The sequence below is a fragment of the Stenotrophomonas sp. FR012 genome, from assembly GCF_047520565.2.
Lineage (GTDB): Bacteria > Pseudomonadota > Gammaproteobacteria > Xanthomonadales > Xanthomonadaceae > Stenotrophomonas > Stenotrophomonas sepilia.
Genome location: NZ_JAXBQL020000002.1, coordinates 417,031 through 433,945, shown reverse-complemented (window position 1 = coordinate 433,945; position 16,915 = coordinate 417,031). Strand labels below are relative to the sequence as shown.

Here is a 16,915-nt window from a genome sequence, read left to right as displayed (position 1 = left end):
TCAGAACTCGTCCTTCTTGGTCAGCTCCAGCTCCATCGCGTCGGCGGTGCGGATGGCCGCATCGATGGCGTCGCTGAGCTGGTCCGGGGTGGCATCGGCGTCGATCTTGACCACGAACATGGCGGTGGTGTCCTGCTTTACCCAGCCCCCCATCTTGGCGTCCTGCGAATCCTCCAGCAGGCGGTTGGCCACGGCCACCGGGAACTGCTTGGTCTTGGCGTTGTAGGCCGGCGACCAGATCTCACGGATGTTGTGGCTGCCGAAATCCTCCACCGCCGAGCGCACGTAGACCATCTGGGTGCGGTCACCCTCGACGTCGAACACCATGCGGTAGTCGCCATCCTCGTCGACTTCGTAGGTATAGCCCAGCTTGTCCAGATGGCGGGCCACGGACTTGTCGGCGCTGGTTGCGGCAGTGGCAGAGCCGGCAGCGGCCAGCGCGATCAGCAGGGCGGGAAGAAGGGTCCTTTTCATGAAGATCCTGTGAAACAGTGTTGGGAGAGGGTGCAATTGTGACGGTGGGCGTGCGTGCCGTCCAATCTGCGGCGGGCCGACGCAGGCCTGCCCGAGCCCCTATAATGGATGGATGCCCCATGAGTCCTCCACCGATTCCCAGCACGAGCACGGCGTTGCCGTAGAGCCCGCGCGCCCGGAAGTGGCGCCGCCGCCGTTCTACCAGGTGATGCTGCTCAACGACGACTACACCCCGATGGATTTCGTGGTGGATGTGCTGCAGCAGTTCTTCAGCATGGACCTGGACAAGGCCACCCAGGTGATGCTGCACGTTCATACCCGCGGCCGCGGCGTCTGCGGTGTCTTCACCCGCGAAGTAGCCGAGACCAAGGTTGCCCAGGTCAACGAGTACTCGCGGATGAACCAGCATCCGCTGCTGTGCACGATGGAAAAGGCCTGACCGGCTGCCGATTCGCGTCCGGGCACAACGATCCCGGACCCAGTGTGCCCACCAAGGTGGGCACCTACCAAAGCAGAGGCCTGTATCGATCGTGGATGGAGCGCCCCCAGCAAGGTAGGCACCTGCCAAGCGCGGGTCTCAGCTCTCCGCCAGCGCCTCCAGCGCCATCCGCGCCACCGCCTCGTCCACGTCGGCCGGGTCGCCGTCATCCCGGAACCAGACTGCCGACAGCCCCGCGCTGGCTGCGATCCAGCGCAGCAGGCGCGTGCGTTCCAGGCCGGCCAGTGCGCTGACCTGTTCCAGCCGGGCAGCAAACCGCTCCGGCCGCGTGGCCACGTGGATGCCCGGGCCACAGAGATCCGGATTGCTGAACATCGTCGTGTAGTCGAACGCACGGTCGCCCAGCAACCGCTTCGGGTCGATCGCCAGCCAGCCGCGCGCGCCGAAATCGAGCACGTTGTCGTGGTGCAGGTCGCCATGCAGGGGCCGGACCTCGCGCTCTTCCTGCAGCAACCCCTCCGCCAGTGATCTGCACTGTTCCAGCAGTGGCGGCAGCGCAGCCCTTGGCTGCAGCAGATCGGCGAACCATGTACGCAGGCAGAACAGTTCCGCTGGCGGCGCGCTCCGTGGCCGGTGCAGCCGTTGCAGGACCTGGCACAGGATCGTGGTGCAGGCCTCATCGTCGCCATCGATCGAGCGTTGCCGCAGCGAGTCGCCGCCGGCACGCTCGATCAGGATCGCCGGCCCGGCGTGGGCCAGCAGGCGGGCAGCGCCGTCGCCGTCCCACCAGCGCAGGAGGCGGTGGCTGTTCTGTTCCTCGGTTTCGCTGCTGATCTTCAGCATCGCCGGCGTGCCGGCAGCGGTCAGCACCGGCCAGAGCCGGGCATGGGCCGTTTCGATGGCCGGGCCATCACGCCGCAATCGCCAGCGGCTCAGGTAGGGTTCGCTCATGCCGGTTGAGGTCTTCTGGAGTGAACGAAGATCAAGCGTTCTGCAGTGCTAACGCCATCTGAACGCAGCAATCCGCTAGGGTGATGGAAATCGCGTAGTCAGGCCGCATATTGTTCCCATCTGCCGCCGGAGTAATCCATGTTCAGCAAAGACCTCGAACACACCATCGGCCAGTGCTACAAGCGCGCCCGTGAGGCCCGGCATGAGTTCATGACGGTCGAACACCTGCTGTTGGCACTGCTCGACAATCCGTCCGCCCAGGCCGTCCTGAAAGCCTGTGGTGCCGACGCCGAACGCCTGCGCCAGGAGCTGGAGCAGGCCATCGAGGCCTCAGTGTCGCGCCTGGCCGAAGATGACGGTCGCGATACCCAGCCGACCCTGGGCTTCCAGCGCGTGCTGCAGCGGGCCGTGTACCACGTGCAGTCCTCGGGCAAGAAGGAGGTCACCGGCGCCAACGTGCTGGTCGCCATCTTCGGCGAGAAGGACTCCCACGCCGTCTACTACCTCAACCAGCAGGATGTGACCCGGCTGGATGTGGTCAATTACCTGTCCCACGGCATCGCCAAGCTGGGCGAGGAAGGCGAGCAGCCGTCCTCCTCCTCCGACGGCGAGGGCCGCATGGAAGGCGGGGAGGGTGAGCCGAAGGGTGATGCCCTGACCGAGTTCGCCAGCAACCTCAACGAACAGGCCCGGTCCGGCCGCATCGATCCCCTGGTCGGTCGTGGTGACGAGATCGAGCGCACCATCCAGGTCCTGTGCCGTCGCCGCAAGAACAATCCGCTGTACGTGGGCGAGGCCGGCGTGGGCAAGACCGCCATCGCCGAGGGCCTGGCCCGCCGCATCGTCGAGGGCTCGGTGCCCGACGTGCTTGCCGACGCGGTGATCTATTCGCTCGACCTGGGCGCGCTGGTGGCCGGCACCAAGTACCGTGGCGACTTCGAGAAGCGCCTGAAGGGTGTGTTGACCGCGCTGAAGAAGGTGCCCAACGCAGTGCTGTTCATCGACGAGATCCACACCATCATCGGCGCCGGCTCGGCGTCGGGCGGCACCATGGATGCGTCCAACCTGATCAAGCCGGCCCTGGCCTCCGGCGAGCTGCGCTGCATCGGTTCGACCACTTTCCAGGAATACCGCGGCATCTTCGAGAAGGACCGGGCACTGGCCCGCCGCTTCCAGAAGATCGACATCGTCGAGCCGACCGTTGGCGAGACCTACGAGATCCTGCAGGGCCTGAAGTCCAAGTACGAGCTGCACCACGGCGTGACCTACTCCGACGAGGCGCTGCAGGCGGCGGTTGACCTGTCGGTGAAGCACATCGGCGACCGCCTGCTGCCGGACAAGGCCATCGATGTGATCGACGAGGCCGGTGCCCGCCAGCGCCTGCTGCCGGAAGGGCAGCGCAAGGAGCTGATCGACGTCGAGGAAGTGGAGGCGATCGTGGCCAAGATGGCGCGGATCCCGACCAAGCAGGTCAGTGCCACCGACAAAGACGTGCTGCAGCACCTGGAGCGCAACCTGAAGATGGTGATCTTCGGCCAGGACCCGGCCATCGAGACGCTGTCCTCGGCAATCAAGCTGGCCCGTTCGGGCCTGGGCAATCCGGAAAAGCCGATCGGCAACTTCCTATTCGCCGGCCCGACCGGTGTCGGCAAGACCGAGGTGACCAAGCAGCTGGCGCTGCAGCTGGGCATCGAGCTGGTCCGCTTCGACATGTCCGAATACATGGAGCCGCATTCGATCAGCCGCCTGATCGGTGCCCCTCCAGGCTACGTCGGCTTCGATCAGGGCGGCCTGCTGACCGAGAAGATCGTCAAGACGCCGCACTGCGTGCTGCTGCTGGACGAAATCGAGAAGGCGCACCCGGACATCTTCAACATCCTGTTGCAGGTGATGGATCGCGGCGTGCTGACCGATACCAACGGTCGCGAGGCCAACTTCAAGAACGTGGTGCTGGTGATGACCACCAATGCAGGTGCGGCGCAGGCCTCGCGGCGCTCGATCGGCTTCACCAAGCAGGACCACGCCACCGACGCGATGGAGACCATCCGCCGCAGCTTCACCCCGGAATTCCGCAACCGCCTCGACGCGGTGGTGCAGTTCCAGGCGCTGGGCTTCGAGCACATCCTGCGCGTAGTCGACAAGTTCCTGATCGAGCTGGAGATGCTGCTGCAGGACAAGCACGTCAGCCTGTCGGCCACGCCGACCGCGCGCGACTGGCTGGCCCACCACGGCTTCGACCCGCTGATGGGTGCGCGTCCGATGGCCCGGGTGATCCAGGACAGGATCAAGCGTCCGCTGGCCGACGAGCTGCTGTTCGGCAAGCTGGTCAACGGCGGCAAGGTGAGCATCGATGTGCGCGACGACGAGCTGGTGGTCGAAACCCAGGCCGAACCGGAGCGCCTGCTGCCGGTCACGGTGGAATGAACTGACCCCCGGCCGGTTTCGGCGGACCTGAAATGACAAGGGCGGCTTCGGCCGCCCTTGTTGTACGCGACGTCAGCGGCTGCGCTGGCGGGCTTTCTTCTTGAAGGTTGCCTCGTCAACTGGTTCGATCTGCGACACGATGCAGCGGCTGGAATCGGTGTTCAGCTGGCTGCGGCCGGCAGCGCACAGCAGACCCTGCTGGCCGTCCGTAGCGAAGCTCAGTTTCCGCGAGTAGCCTGCCGCCGAGCAGTCGTCCTGGAAATGCACGACGTGGTGGTCCTGGCCATTGCGTAGCAGGATGTTGCGCGAGGCGCCGGCGCGCACCAGTTGCTGATCGCTGCCCAGCTGGACGCAGTCGCTGGCGGCGGAAGGGGTGTCAGCGGCGCGCGCGGGCAGTGCGCTGGTGGACGCGATAACGGCGACGAGCAGAGCGGTCAGCGGGAGCATGTTCATGGCGGGGCAGGGGATGGCGATCCGGACTGGATCGGGTCCCACGATGCCGCCACGGATGCAGATGCGAATCTGCCGCAAGCAGGGCTGACCGGCGTCACGGTGAGTTCGGTCACGATGACCTCCGGCAGGGCCGGATTGCAGGCATGACAAAAGGCCAGCAACCAGGGCTGGCCTTGTCGAAATGGCGCAGCGCGCCGACCGCTTACTTCATGCGGTAGGTGATACGACCCTTGGTCAGGTCGTACGGGGTCATTTCAACCTTGACCCGGTCACCGGTGAGGATGCGGATGTAGTTCTTGCGCATGCGGCCGGAGATGTGGGCGATGATTTCGTGCCCATTTTCCAGACGAACGCGGAAAGTGGTGTTCGGCAGCGTCTCGCTGACGGTGCCCTCGAACTCGATGGAATCGTCTTTCGACATGTAGTCCTGTGCGGTTCAGAAAACGGCCACGCTGGGCCTAAGGCGCGGTATTTTACGCGTGACCGGCCCAGCTTGCAAAGTTTGTGTTAACCGCCGGCCAAATGCCGGGCTGGCAAGCGTCCGACGGCCTGTGTCCACGAGCCTTCACGGCTGTCACGGCGCACGGCCTGGCGCACGTGCTGCAGGAATTCCGCGCGCGGCAGGTGTTCGGCGCCCATCCGCAGCAGGTGCGGATTTTCCACCTGGGCGTCGATCAGCTCCCAACCCCAGCCGTGAAGCGTGGACGCCAGTGCCGCCAGCGCGATCTTGGAACCACCGCTGGCGCCACTGAACATGCTCTCGCCGAAGAACATTGACCCGATGGCCACCCCGTAGATGCCGCCGGCCAGCGACTGACGGTCCCAGACTTCGAAGGAATGGGCGAAGCCGAGGTCGTGCAACTGGCTGTAGGCCTCGACCATGGCCGGGCTGATCCAGGTGCCGTCCTGGCCGGGCCGAGGTGCCGCCGCACAGGCGCGCATCACCTGGCTGAAGGCGGTGTCCGCGCTGACCTCCCATGTACTGCTGCGCAGCTGGCGGCGGAAGCGGCTGGACAGGTGCACGCCGTCGGTGCGGAACACCATGCGCGGATCAGGCGACCACCACAGGATCGGCTCGCCCTCGCTGAACCACGGAAAGATGCCGCCTGCGTAGGCGTTGAGCAGACGCGCTGGATGCAGATCGCCACCCACCGCGAGCAGGCCGTCGGGCTGGCGCAGGGCGGTCTCGGCAGGAGGGAAGGGAGCGTCCGGCGCATCGGCCAGGCGCCAGGGCAGCTGGCGGGTCATGCCGGCATTGTAGTCGTCGCGGCCCCGCGCGAATGCCGTGGTAGATGCCAACGCTGGTTGGCTGGTCACCCGTCCGCGCGAAATGGGCTGTGCCCCAACAGCTCCTGCCGGTACCGCCGCACATCGCGCCGCTCCTGCCGGCACCACTCCTGCAGCGCCTCGGCGAAATCCGCGTCGGCCACCCAGTGCCGGCTGCGTACCAGCGTCGGCAGGAAGCCTCGCGCCAGTTTGTGCTCGCCCTGTGCGCCCGGCTCGAAACGGCTCAGCCCTTCGCGCAGGCAGTATTCGATGCCCTGGTAGTAGCAGGCTTCGAAATGCAGGCCGGGCAATGTGGCGCCACCCCAGTAGCGACCGTACAGCGTGTCACCACCGCGCAGGCAAAGTGCGCCGGCGATTGGCTGGCCTTCCTGCTCGGCCAGGAACAGCACCAGCCCACGTCCCAATGAAATGGCCAGATGGCGCAGGAAAGCCTCGGTCAGCGCCGGGGCATTGCCGTACTCAAGGAAGGTCTGCAGGTAGAAGCGATACATCGCCTGCAGGTCGGCGCGGCTGGCCTCGTCGCCATGCACCACGCGGAACGTGATGCCCTGGCGGGTGACCTTGGCCCGTTCCTGGCGGATGTTCTTGCGGTGCTTGTGGTTCATCGCGCCGAGGAACTGGTCGAATGTCGCCCAGTCACCCGGGTTCTGCCACTGGAACTGCACGTCCTCGCGCAGCAGCCAGTCATCGCCGAACAGCGCCTCGTCCGCTGCGGTGTGGAAATTGATATGGGCCGATGACACCTCCAGTGCTGGCAGTGCATCACGCAACACCGAAAGCAACGCGGTGCGATCTGAATCGTGACGGGCCAGCAGGCGCGGCCCGGTGACCGGCGAGTACGGCACCGCGCCCAGCCACTTCGGGTAGTAGTCGCGGCCATGGCGGGCATAGGCGTTGGCCCAGGCATGGTCGAACACGAATTCGCCGTGGGAGTTGGTCTTCAGGTAGCCCGGAATGGCGCCGATCAGGCGCTCGCCCTCCCACAGCGTGAAGTGCCGGGGCTGCCAGCCCCAGTCCTCGCGCAGGCAGCCGTGCTGTTCCAGGCCTGAGAGGAAGGCGTGGCTGACGAACGGGTTCTGGCCGTCGTGCAGGGCGTCCCAGTCCGTGGCGGGAATGGACTGCAGGGAGTCGAGGAAGCGGGGGGAGGGCATGGTTGGCAAGGATAGGCCAGGTGGATCACGAATGGTGTTGGCGGGGCTGGGTTGGTTTGTTTCGGTTGGAGGTGAGGAAAATTTGAATTCTCCATCCGTGTGCGCTGTGTTGCGGAATGCCTGAATGCGAAAGGACAGAGTGAGCTGCGCCGCTGGAGCGGTGCATTCACTCTCTGCATGGAGTAGCCAAAATGAACCAGAAGCTTAGCCTTGGATCCCTCTCTGTTCTGCTGTCTCTTGTTGGCGGCGGACTGTTGATCAGCCCCGCGCAGGCCGTTGACGCTCCTCGTGCGGTGGAGCAGGACACTGGGCTCGACATCCTCTTGACCCAGAAGGCGCGCGACATTCTGGAGCGCGTTCGTCTTGTGGATGGCCAGGCGCGCAGTCGCCGGGTTGAGGTATCAGCAGATATCGCCAACGGTGTACTGACCGTGGCGCTGGATCGGGACTTCCTTCCTGCCGATTACGGGCCGTCGTTCGAGGATCAGCGAAGTGAGATCAGCTTTGGACTACTGCATTGGGCCGAGCAGATGGCGCCGTTCAGTCGTGTCGTTTTTCTGTATGACGGGAAAGAGATCGAATACTACTTTCCTGAGATAAAGGCTGCGGACGATGCGGCGCGGGAAGCGGGGGAGGCGCTGCGGCGGATGCGTGGAACGCCTGGGTCCGGGATGGCATTTGTCGCAGCCGGGCATGGGTATTTCTACAGCTACAAGGACAACCGGTGGGTGACCTCAAGGGATGAATGGAATGGCGTCTCCGAGGGGCTGTTGACTCCGTCGTACGCCGCGAACCTGAAGGCAATGATCGAGCAAAGGAGCCAAATGCCTGTCGTCCGGCCGCGCGTTCAGATCACGGGGACGACTCATCCGCCGAGTGGTGAGGAGTGGTGGACCATTGCTGCGCGCTACGCAATTGCGGAGCAGTATCCGGCCGAGACAAAGATATGGAATACGTACGCCGGCAGTACGCTTTGGGATCGGGAGGAGCGTGAAGACATCAACAGTCGGCCGCTTCTTGCAAACCACCACGGCGCTGAAGTGGCGATTCATCTGCACAGCAATGGAGAACCCACGGGGGCCGCGCGCGGTACTCGTGTGATCGTGCAACCTGGTAGGCCGATGGATGCTGCCCTTGCACAGAGTGTCCTGTGCTCTATGAAGGAGCTGATTCACTCGCTACCTGAGTATGCGGCATTCACCGTCGCTCCCGCTCCGCACGCGCTGAACAAGGGGGAGAACCGAGAGGCGCACATGCCATCGATCATCGTAGAGACGGCGTTCCACACGAATCCGGATGATGCCAAGGCGCTGCAGGACCCCGTCTTCCGCTCGGCATCGATGAAAGGGGTGGAGAAGGGCTATCGCCTGTGGGCAACGGGAAAGTCGTGTGAGCCGCTGTCCGGGCAGCCGATCGCAGATGTCGACGTTCCATCCGGCGACTCGCGCGAGGTGGACGTGGCGTTTGCGGGCCATCCGCAATTCCCGATCAGCCTGATCACCCGCAATACGCTGTGCCCATCAGGGTGGAGCTGCAGCGGACGGACGGTGGTCATCGATTCGCCTGACCAGCCCAGCAGGATGCAACTCAGCTGCGGTCGCAACAGCGTGGGGGCGCTCGGCTGGGAGACGCACGTGTTGGATGCGGACGGGGTCAAGTCGCAGCCCGTGCCTCACACCGTTCGTTGTGTTGCCGATGCGGGCGGCCCTGATCGAAATGGCTTGCCTGAGAATACGGCTGCCGCAGGGATGTAACGAGAAAGGCCGACGCTTTCGCGTCGGCCATTTGCCTGAGTTGAGCATGGCTCGACTCAGCTGGCCTTGCCCTGTGCGTCCAGGTAGCGCTCGGCGTCCAGTGCGGCCATGCAGCCGAAGCCGGCCGAGGTGATCGCCTGGCGGTAGTGCTGGTCGGCTACGTCGCCGGCGGCGAACACGCCTTCCACCGAGGTCTGGGTGGCGTTGCCGCCCAGGCCCGAGCGGATTTCCAGGTAGCCGTTGTTCATCGCCAGCTGGCCGTCGAACAGGGTCGTGTTCGGATGGTGGCCGATGGCCACGAAGAAACCGTGTGCGTCGATGTCGCGGGTGCTGCCGTCCAGGGTGGACTTCACGCGAACGCCGGTCACGCCGGCATCGTTGCCCAGCACTTCCTCCACCTGGTGGTGCCAGACGGTCTCGATCTTGCCTTCGGCGACCTTCCTGAACAGCTTGTCCTGCATGATCTTCTCCGCCTTCAGGGTGTCGCGGCGGTGGACCAGGTAGACCTTGCGGGCGATGTTGGACAGGTACAGCGCCTCTTCCACGGCGGTGTTGCCGCCACCGACCACGACCACGTCCTGGTCGCGGTAGAAGAAGCCGTCACAGGTGGCGCAGGCGGAGACGCCGCGGCCCTTGAAGGTCTCTTCGGTCGGGATGCCCAGGTATTTGGCGGTGGCGCCAGTGGCGATGATCAGCGCGTCGCTGGTGTACTCGTGACTGTCGCCGATCAGCTTGAACGGGCGCTGCGACAGGTCGGCGGTGTGGATATGGTCGAAGATGACCTCGGTCTCGAAGCGCTCGGCGTGCGCCTGCATGCGCGCCATCAGGTCCGGGCCCATCAGGCCGTGGGCGTCACCCGGCCAGTTGTCCACCTCGGTGGTGGTCATCAGCTGGCCACCCTGCTGCAGGCCGGTGATGACGACCGGCTTCAGGTTGGCACGGGCGGCGTAGACGGCGGCGGTCCAACCGGCCGGGCCGGAACCGAGGATGACGAGGCGCTGGTGGCGGGAGGGCAGGCTGGTGCTCATGTAAACTCGCGAAAAGGTAGATGGGACAAGGCGCTGGCGATGTTTGCGCAGCATCCATGGCTGCTCATAGAGTGGCGGCTGGGGCAGGGCGATTCAAGCCGATGAACAGAACGCCGTCATCCAGCGGTGGTTCCGGGCCTCGGATTGCCTTGCCGGACGTCGCATAACTGAAAACTGACGCCGTCTCATTTATTATCAATCACTAACAGCGCATTCCAAAGGTATGGTCTAAGGTGGCGAAGCAGGTCCCTGAACGCTCCAAGTCGGACGACAGCAAGGCGTCACGTCGCACGGCCGCGGCGGCGACGACCGACAATCCACGCCGCCAGCGCCTCTGGCGCGATCTGGGCCTGATCGCCATCGCGCCGGCCCTGCTGTATCTGGCGGCCAGTCTGTTCACCTATTCAGCCACGGATCCGGGCTGGTCGCATACCGGATCCGTGGTCGCGCCGGTGCATAACCTCGGCGGCCGCGCCGGGGCCTGGATTGCCGACGTGCTGCTGCAGCTGTTCGGCTACATCGCTTTCCTGTTGCCGGTGGTGCTCGGCGCACTGGCGTGGATCGCCATGTTCGGCCTCAAGCGCGAGAGCAAGGGCGAGAACGATCTGGACCCGGCGCTGCGCCTGGTCGGTCTGGTCGGTTTCCTGATCGCCGGCACCGGCTTCCTGCACGTGCGCCTGTTCAGTGGCGATGTCGCCAGTGCCGGCGGCATTCTCGGCAAGCTGGTGGGCAATTCGCTCACGGTGGGCTTCGGTGCGCTGGGCGCCAACCTGTTCGTGCTGGTATTGCTGCTGGCCTCGATCACCCTGGCCACCGGGCTGTCCTGGTTCACGGTGATGGAGAAGATCGGCCGTGGCGTAATGTCGCTGGCACCGCTGCTGGAGCGCAAGAAGGAAGAAGTCAGCGAGTGGAAGCAGACCCGGGTGATGCGCGAGGAGCGCCAGGAAGTGCGCAAGGCCGACGCCGAGGTGCGCGCCAAGCGCGAGCCGGTAAAGATCGAACCGCGCCCTGAGCCGGTGATCGAGAAGAGTGATCGCGCCAAGCGCGATACCCAGATTCCGATGTTCCGTGGCGTCAACGGCGATGGTTCCGACCTGCCGCCGCTGGCGCTGCTGGATGATCCCAAGCCACAGCCGAAGGGCTACGACGAAGAGACACTGGAGACCCTGTCGCGGCAGATCGAGTTCAAGCTGAAGGACTTCCGCATCGATGCGCAGGTGGTCGGCGCCAACCCTGGCCCGGTCATCACCCGCTTCGAGATCGAGCCGGCACCGGGCATCAAGGTCAGCCAGATCAGTTCGCTGGACAAGGACATCGCGCGCGGCCTGTCGGTGAAGTCGGTGCGCGTGGTCGACGTCATCCCGGGCAAGTCGGTGATCGGCCTGGAAATTCCCAACGTCACCCGCGAGATGATCTTCCTGTCCGAGCTGCTGCGCTCGAAGGAATATGACAAATCGGCCAGCGTGCTGACCCTAGCGCTGGGCAAGGACATCGCCGGCCGCCCGACCGTGGCCGACCTGGCGCGCATGCCGCACCTGCTGGTGGCCGGTACGACCGGTTCGGGCAAGTCGGTGGCGGTCAACGCGATGGTGCTGAGCCTGTTGTTCAAGGCCTCGCCGAAAGACCTGCGGATGCTGATGATCGACCCGAAGATGCTCGAGCTGAGCGTCTACCAGGGCATTCCGCACCTGCTGGCGCCGGTGGTCACCGACATGAAGGAGGCCGCCAACGGCCTGCGCTGGTGCGTGGCCGAGATGGAGCGCCGCTACAAGCTGATGAGCGCGGTGGGCGTGCGCAACCTGGCCGGCTTCAACAAGAAGGTGAAGGAAGCCCAGGACGCCGGCCAGCCGCTGATGGATCCGCTGTTCAAGCCGAACCCGGAGCTGGGCGAGGCGCCGCGTCCGCTGGAAACGCTGCCGTTCATCGTCATCTTCATCGACGAATTCGCCGACATGATGATGATCGTCGGCAAGAAGGTGGAAGAGCTGATCGCGCGCCTGGCACAGAAGGCGCGTGCGGCTGGCATCCACCTGATCCTGGCCACGCAGCGCCCGTCGGTGGATGTGATCACCGGCCTGATCAAGGCCAACATCCCGACCCGCATCGCCTTCCAGGTCAGCTCCAAGATCGACTCGCGCACCATTCTCGACCAGTCTGGCGCGGAGACCCTGCTGGGCCACGGCGACATGCTGTACCTGCCGCCGGGCACCGCGCTGCCCGAGCGCGTGCATGGTGCGTTCGTGTCCGACGACGAAGTACATCGCGTGGTCGAGCACCTCAAGGCGATGGGCCCGGCCGACTATGTCGACGGCGTGCTGGACGAAGTGCAGACGATGGGCGACGGCGTGGTCGTCGGCGCCACTGGCCTGCCCGAGACCAGTGCGGCCGGCGACGAGTCCGACCCGCTGTATGACGAAGCGCTGCGGGTGGTCACCGAGACCCGCCGTGCCTCGATTTCCGGCGTGCAGCGCCGGCTGAAGATCGGCTACAACCGTGCAGCGCGACTGATCGAGGCCATGGAAGCGGCCGGCGTGGTCAGCCCGCCCGAGCACAACGGCGACCGCACGGTGCTGGCACCGCCGCCGCCGAAGTAAGACCCGACGTATCCCCCACGACGTCCAAGGAACCGACGCATGCTTCACCCCGTACCAAGCGCGCTGGCGCTGGCGCTGGCTGCCCTGATGGCTGCCGGCCCGGCACTGGCAGAAACCGCCACCTCCGCGCCCGCCACGGCGCCGCCATCCACCAGCGGCGATACCGAAGCCAGCAATAATTTCAGCATTGTCCGTTACCGCGCCGACTACCAGGTGCGGCCCGATGCGGGCAATGTGCAGACCGAAACCTACGAAGTCCTGCTCAAGACCAAGGCCTCCGTCGAGCAGTTCAGCCAGGTGCGGCTGAGCTACAGCGAGAAGATGGAAACGCTGGAAGTGCTCGGCGCCTACACCATCACTGCCGACGGCCAGCGCCGCGACGTTCCGGCCGACCGTATCTACACGCAGGAGAGCTACTCCAGCGCTTCGGCGGCGATGTATGCCGACCGCAAGGTGCGGGTGATCGTGTTCCCGAACCTGGCCCCGGGCACGCGCCTGTACTACCAGGTGCGCCGCACCCAGGCCACGCCGTACTTCCCGGGCTATTTCGGCCTGTGGGAGACCTTCAACGTCTTCACCGAGTACGAGGACGCCGAGGTCACCCTGAGTGCGCCGGCCAACCTGCCGATGTTCGTGGACAGCCGCGGCGTGCAGGGCAGTGACCGGCCGACAGTGAAGAATGGCCAGGCGCAATGGCGCTGGCGCTACCAGCGCCGCGAGGCGATGCCGGCGCAGAACTGGTCGGCGGCGGGCTGGGAGTTCGGCCCGAACATCATGGCCAGCACGTATCGTGACTGGTCGCAGATGGGGCGCGCCTACCAGCTCAAGGCGGGCCCGGCGGCCCAGGTGACCCCGGCGCTGCAGGCGCTCGCTGATGAGATCACCGCCGGCATCAGCGACCGCCGCGAACAGGCTGATGCGCTGTATCGCTGGGTCGCGCAGAACATCCGCTATGTGGCGGTGTACCTGGGCAACGGCGGCCTGGAGCCGAACAGCGCGCAGAGCATCCTCGACAATCACTATGGTGACTGCAAGGACCACGTGACGATCCTCGAGGCGCTGCTGGCGGCCAAGGGTATCGCCAGCTCGCCGGTGCTGATCGGTGCGGGGGGCGGCCCGACGCTGCCGAGGATTCCGGTGCTGGGCCGCTTCAACCACGCCATCACCTACATCCCCGAATTCGATCTGTACCTCGATTCGACCACCGCGTGGGCGCGCTTCGGCCAGCTGCCGGAGGGTGACCTGGGTGCGCCGGTGATGCGCACCCGCGACGCCACGCTGGCGCGCACTCCGGCCAACACGCCGGAGCGTAACGCCACCTCGATGGAAGTGCGTTTCACCTTCGACGCCAACGGCAACCTGCGCGGCGAGACGATCCCGAAGCTGGGCGAGAACGCCGAGATCGGCATGCGCGCGCAGTTCTCACAGCTCAACGCGCAGAACCGTGCGCGCGCTGAGGAGCAGATCATGGCCGCCTCAGGATTCGATGGGCGAGGGCAGCTGCAGATCCAGGGCGTACCGGTCGACCTGACCCGGCCGTTCGGCTACCGCATGGCCTTCCAGGCCGAGGACTACGCCGACTTCAGCGTGGCCGGCGGCATGGCCGTGCCGGACCCGCCGGGTGGCGAGTCGGTGCGTGGCTTGTACGCCACCGCCTCGGCGCCGGCCAACGAGACGCCTTTCTACTGCAATGCCAGCCTGCGCGAGGAAACCTATCGCCTGCAGTTCCCGGCCAATGCGCCGATCATCGCCATTCCGGCCAGCCAGCGCTTTACCAATGCCGCTGGCGAATACCGGGTGGACTGGAGCCGCGAGGGCCAGGAGGTGATCGTGCACCACCGCTTGCAGCAGAACGCGGTGCGTGGCCCCGAGGCGCTGTGCCAGCCGCAGGACTATCCGGCGTTCCGCGCGCTGTACCGCGAAGTGCGTCGCGGCTTCCGCGGCCAGGTGCTGTACGGCAAGCTGCCGGCATCTGACGGCTGAATCGCCGATGGACGTTCAGGGCGGCATAATGTCGCCCTGATCGCCCATTCATCTTCCCCCGGGCACACTGGCAACCACCTTTCCTGGCGCCCGCGCCCACAGGATTTCCGCATGAACTTCCGCTTCCGCCGTTTCCTTGCCACGACTACCCTGGCCGTCGCCTGTGCCGCTGCCGGCAGTGTCTGGGCCGGTGCCCGCGATGACCTGAAGACTTTCACCAGTGGCCTGAAGGGCCTGGATGGCCAGTTCAGCCAGCAGGTGTTCGACAGCCGCGGCAAGGTGAAGGAATCGACCAGTGGCCGCGTGGCCCTGTCGGCGCCGCGCCTGTTCCGCTGGGAATACGTGCGCCCGCACGAACAGCTGATCGTGGCTGACGGCAGGAAGGTCTGGATGTACGAGCCGGACCTGGAGCAGGTCACCGTGCGCGAGCAGGGCAAGGAAGAGCAGAACAGCCCGCTGACTGCGCTGATCAACCCGGCGCTGCTGGAACAGCAGTACGACGTCAGTGAAGAGGCTGCGCAGCGTGATGGCCTGCAGTGGCTGTCGCTGTCGCCGAAGCGCGAGACCGAAGCCAGCTTCCAGTACGCCGCGCTGGGCTTCAATGCCCAGGGCCTGGCCAAGATGGAGATCACCGACGCGGTCGGACAGCGCACCGTGATCAGCTTCAGTGGCTGGAAGCGCAATCCAGGCTTTGCTGCCGGCACCTTCAGCTTCACCCCGCCGAAGGGCACGGACGTCATCGGTAATTGACCGAGGATGCCGGGCATGACCCGGCGCCACCTGCTCCGGTGGGTGTCAACCGGCACCGCCTTGGTGGGTGTCAACCTTGGTTGACGCAATTTTGATCTGCCGGCCAGCGGCCGGCACTACCGGAATCGTCGTCACCTTGTCGCGGTACAATGTGCGGGTGGCAAGACATCGTTCAACTTCCTTCCCCGGCCCCGATCTGCTGAGCGTTGATCGGGAACATCTGCGCCCGCTGGCCGAGCGCATGCGCCCGCGCACCCTCGACGAAATGGTCGGGCAAAAGCGCCTGCTGGCGCCGGACAGCGCGCTGCGTCGCGCGGTCGAATCCGGGCGCGTGCATTCGATGATCCTGTGGGGGCCGCCGGGCTGCGGCAAGACCACGCTGTCACTGCTGCTGGCCGAGTACTCCGATGCCGAGTTCCGTGCCATCTCCGCCGTGCTGTCCGGCTTGCCGGAAGTGCGCCAGGTGCTGGCCGAGGCTGCGCAACGGTTCGCCGAGGGCAGGCGCACCGTGCTGTTCGTGGACGAGGTGCATCGCTTCAACAAGGCGCAGCAGGATGCCTTCCTGCCGCACATCGAGCGCGGCACGATCCTGTTCGTCGGTGCCACCACCGAGAATCCGTCGTTCGAGCTGAACTCGGCGCTGCTGTCGCGTTGCCGCGTACATGTGCTGGAAGCGGTATCGCCAACCGATATCGTCGAGGCGCTGGAACGCGCGCTGGGCGACCGCGAACGCGGCCTGGGCGAGGAGGGTATCGAGGTTGCGCCCGAGCTGCTGCTGGAAATCGCCACTGCCGCTGATGGTGACGTGCGCCGCGCACTGACCCTTCTTGAAATCGCCGCCGAACTGGCGGGTGGGGAAGGGGGTCGCATCACCCCGCAGACCCTGACCCAGGTGCTGGCCGATCGTACCCGCCGCTTCGACAAGGGCGGCGAGCAGTTCTACGACCAGATCTCAGCGCTGCACAAGTCGGTACGCAGTTCCAATCCGGATGCCGCGCTGTACTGGCTGACCCGCATGCTCGATGGCGGTTGCGATCCATCCTACCTGGCACGTCGACTGACCCGCATGGCGATCGAGGACATCGGCCTGGCCGATCCGCGCGCGCAGAGCATGGCGCTGGAAGCCTGGGACATCTACGAGCGGCTCGGCAGCCCGGAAGGCGAGCTCGCGTTCGCCCAGCTGGTGCTGTACCTGGCCAGCACCGCCAAGTCGAACGCGGGCTATGCCGCGTTCAACCAGGCCAAGGCCGACGTGCGCCAGAGCGGTACCGAAGAGGTGCCGTTGCATCTGCGCAATGCGCCAACCAAGCTGATGAAGGAGCTGGGCTACGGCGCCGAATACCAGTACGACCACGATGCCGAGGGGGGCATCGCGCTGGACCAGACCGGTTTCCCGGATGCGATGGGCGAACGGGTGTACTACAACCCGGTGCCGCGGGGCCTGGAGATCAAGCTGAAGGAAAAGCTTGATCGGCTGCGCGCCGAACGTGAGGCGGCGTGGGCCGCGAAGGGCCGTTGAGCTGGCTTATGTAGCATCGAGCGATGCTCGACTCCGCTCTGGACCGACCCAGCAGCACCTGCGGAAACAGCAGCCGGGCATGGCTCGGCGCTACAGGGGTAATGGCAG

General features: G+C 65.5%; 14 protein-coding genes. 7 read left to right on the top strand and 7 right to left on the bottom strand.

Annotation, left to right across the window (positions count from 1 at the left end; translation table 11 throughout):
- Complete coding sequence (locus ACM0O9_RS06140) at positions 1-474, bottom strand: hypothetical protein (protein ID WP_005416476.1); 474 nt, start codon at positions 472-474, stop codon at positions 1-3.
- A gap of 112 nt (positions 475-586) precedes the next feature.
- Between ACM0O9_RS06140 and clpS the strand changes: the two genes are divergently transcribed.
- Positions 587-913, top strand: coding sequence for an ATP-dependent Clp protease adapter ClpS (clpS, locus tag ACM0O9_RS06135; protein WP_414604231.1), 327 nt, complete (start codon positions 587-589; stop codon positions 911-913).
- A 138-nt stretch (positions 914-1,051) separates the two neighbouring features.
- Here clpS and ACM0O9_RS06130 read toward each other — a convergent pair whose 3' ends face one another.
- A complete protein-coding gene (locus tag ACM0O9_RS06130; protein ID WP_414604232.1) occupies positions 1,052-1,864 on the bottom strand; it encodes an APH(6) family putative aminoglycoside O-phosphotransferase in 813 nt (270 codons plus the stop codon).
- A gap of 138 nt (positions 1,865-2,002) precedes the next feature.
- Between ACM0O9_RS06130 and clpA the strand changes: the two genes are divergently transcribed.
- Complete coding sequence (gene clpA, locus ACM0O9_RS06125; protein ID WP_065178564.1) at positions 2,003-4,288, top strand: ATP-dependent Clp protease ATP-binding subunit ClpA; 2,286 nt, start codon at positions 2,003-2,005, stop codon at positions 4,286-4,288.
- Between the two features lie 72 nt (positions 4,289-4,360).
- Here the strand turns inward: clpA and ACM0O9_RS06120 are convergent, their stop codons facing one another.
- From ACM0O9_RS06120 to ACM0O9_RS06105, 4 genes are all read right to left on the bottom strand, one after another.
- Positions 4,361-4,819, bottom strand: a complete 459-nt coding sequence (locus tag ACM0O9_RS06120; RefSeq protein WP_342354623.1) for a hypothetical protein — start codon at positions 4,817-4,819, stop codon at positions 4,361-4,363.
- Positions 4,820-4,943: 124 nt separating this feature from the next.
- Positions 4,944-5,162 (bottom strand): translation initiation factor IF-1, encoded by a 219-nt coding sequence (infA, locus tag ACM0O9_RS06115; protein WP_005409596.1) that lies wholly within the window; start codon positions 5,160-5,162, stop codon positions 4,944-4,946.
- 86 nt (positions 5,163-5,248) lie between these two features.
- Positions 5,249-5,989 (bottom strand): leucyl/phenylalanyl-tRNA--protein transferase, encoded by a 741-nt coding sequence (aat, locus tag ACM0O9_RS06110; protein WP_188238617.1) that lies wholly within the window; start codon positions 5,987-5,989, stop codon positions 5,249-5,251.
- Between the two features lie 65 nt (positions 5,990-6,054).
- Positions 6,055-7,179 (bottom strand): GNAT family N-acetyltransferase, encoded by a 1,125-nt coding sequence (locus ACM0O9_RS06105; RefSeq protein WP_049460779.1) that lies wholly within the window; start codon positions 7,177-7,179, stop codon positions 6,055-6,057.
- A gap of 191 nt (positions 7,180-7,370) precedes the next feature.
- On the opposite strand from ACM0O9_RS06105, the gene ACM0O9_RS06100 reads away from it, so the two are divergent.
- A complete protein-coding gene (locus ACM0O9_RS06100; RefSeq protein WP_188238616.1) occupies positions 7,371-8,933 on the top strand; it encodes an N-acetylmuramoyl-L-alanine amidase family protein in 1,563 nt (520 codons plus the stop codon).
- A 56-nt stretch (positions 8,934-8,989) separates the two neighbouring features.
- Here ACM0O9_RS06100 and trxB read toward each other — a convergent pair whose 3' ends face one another.
- Positions 8,990-9,961: a thioredoxin-disulfide reductase gene (trxB, locus tag ACM0O9_RS06095; RefSeq protein ID WP_188238615.1), complete on the bottom strand. Its 972-nt coding sequence runs from the start codon at positions 9,959-9,961 to the stop codon at positions 8,990-8,992.
- A 233-nt stretch (positions 9,962-10,194) separates the two neighbouring features.
- Here trxB and ACM0O9_RS06090 point away from each other — a divergent pair, with 233 nt between their 5' ends.
- The 4 genes from ACM0O9_RS06090 (at position 10,195) to ACM0O9_RS06075 (ending at position 16,807) form a co-directional block, all read left to right on the top strand.
- The gene (locus ACM0O9_RS06090; RefSeq protein ID WP_005416487.1) at positions 10,195-12,555 is read left to right on the top strand and encodes a DNA translocase FtsK; all 2,361 of its coding nucleotides are present in this window, start codon (positions 10,195-10,197) and stop codon (positions 12,553-12,555) included.
- A 39-nt stretch (positions 12,556-12,594) separates the two neighbouring features.
- Positions 12,595-14,538: a DUF3857 domain-containing protein gene (locus ACM0O9_RS06085; protein WP_065184880.1), complete on the top strand. Its 1,944-nt coding sequence runs from the start codon at positions 12,595-12,597 to the stop codon at positions 14,536-14,538.
- A 111-nt stretch (positions 14,539-14,649) separates the two neighbouring features.
- Positions 14,650-15,288 carry an outer membrane lipoprotein periplasmic chaperone LolA gene (gene lolA, locus ACM0O9_RS06080; protein WP_414603700.1) on the top strand — a complete coding sequence of 213 codons (639 nt, stop codon included), beginning with the start codon at positions 14,650-14,652 and terminating at the stop codon, positions 15,286-15,288.
- A 241-nt stretch (positions 15,289-15,529) separates the two neighbouring features.
- Positions 15,530-16,807 (top strand): replication-associated recombination protein A, encoded by a 1,278-nt coding sequence (locus tag ACM0O9_RS06075; RefSeq protein ID WP_235649576.1) that lies wholly within the window; start codon positions 15,530-15,532, stop codon positions 16,805-16,807.
- Positions 16,808-16,915 lie beyond the last annotated feature (108 nt).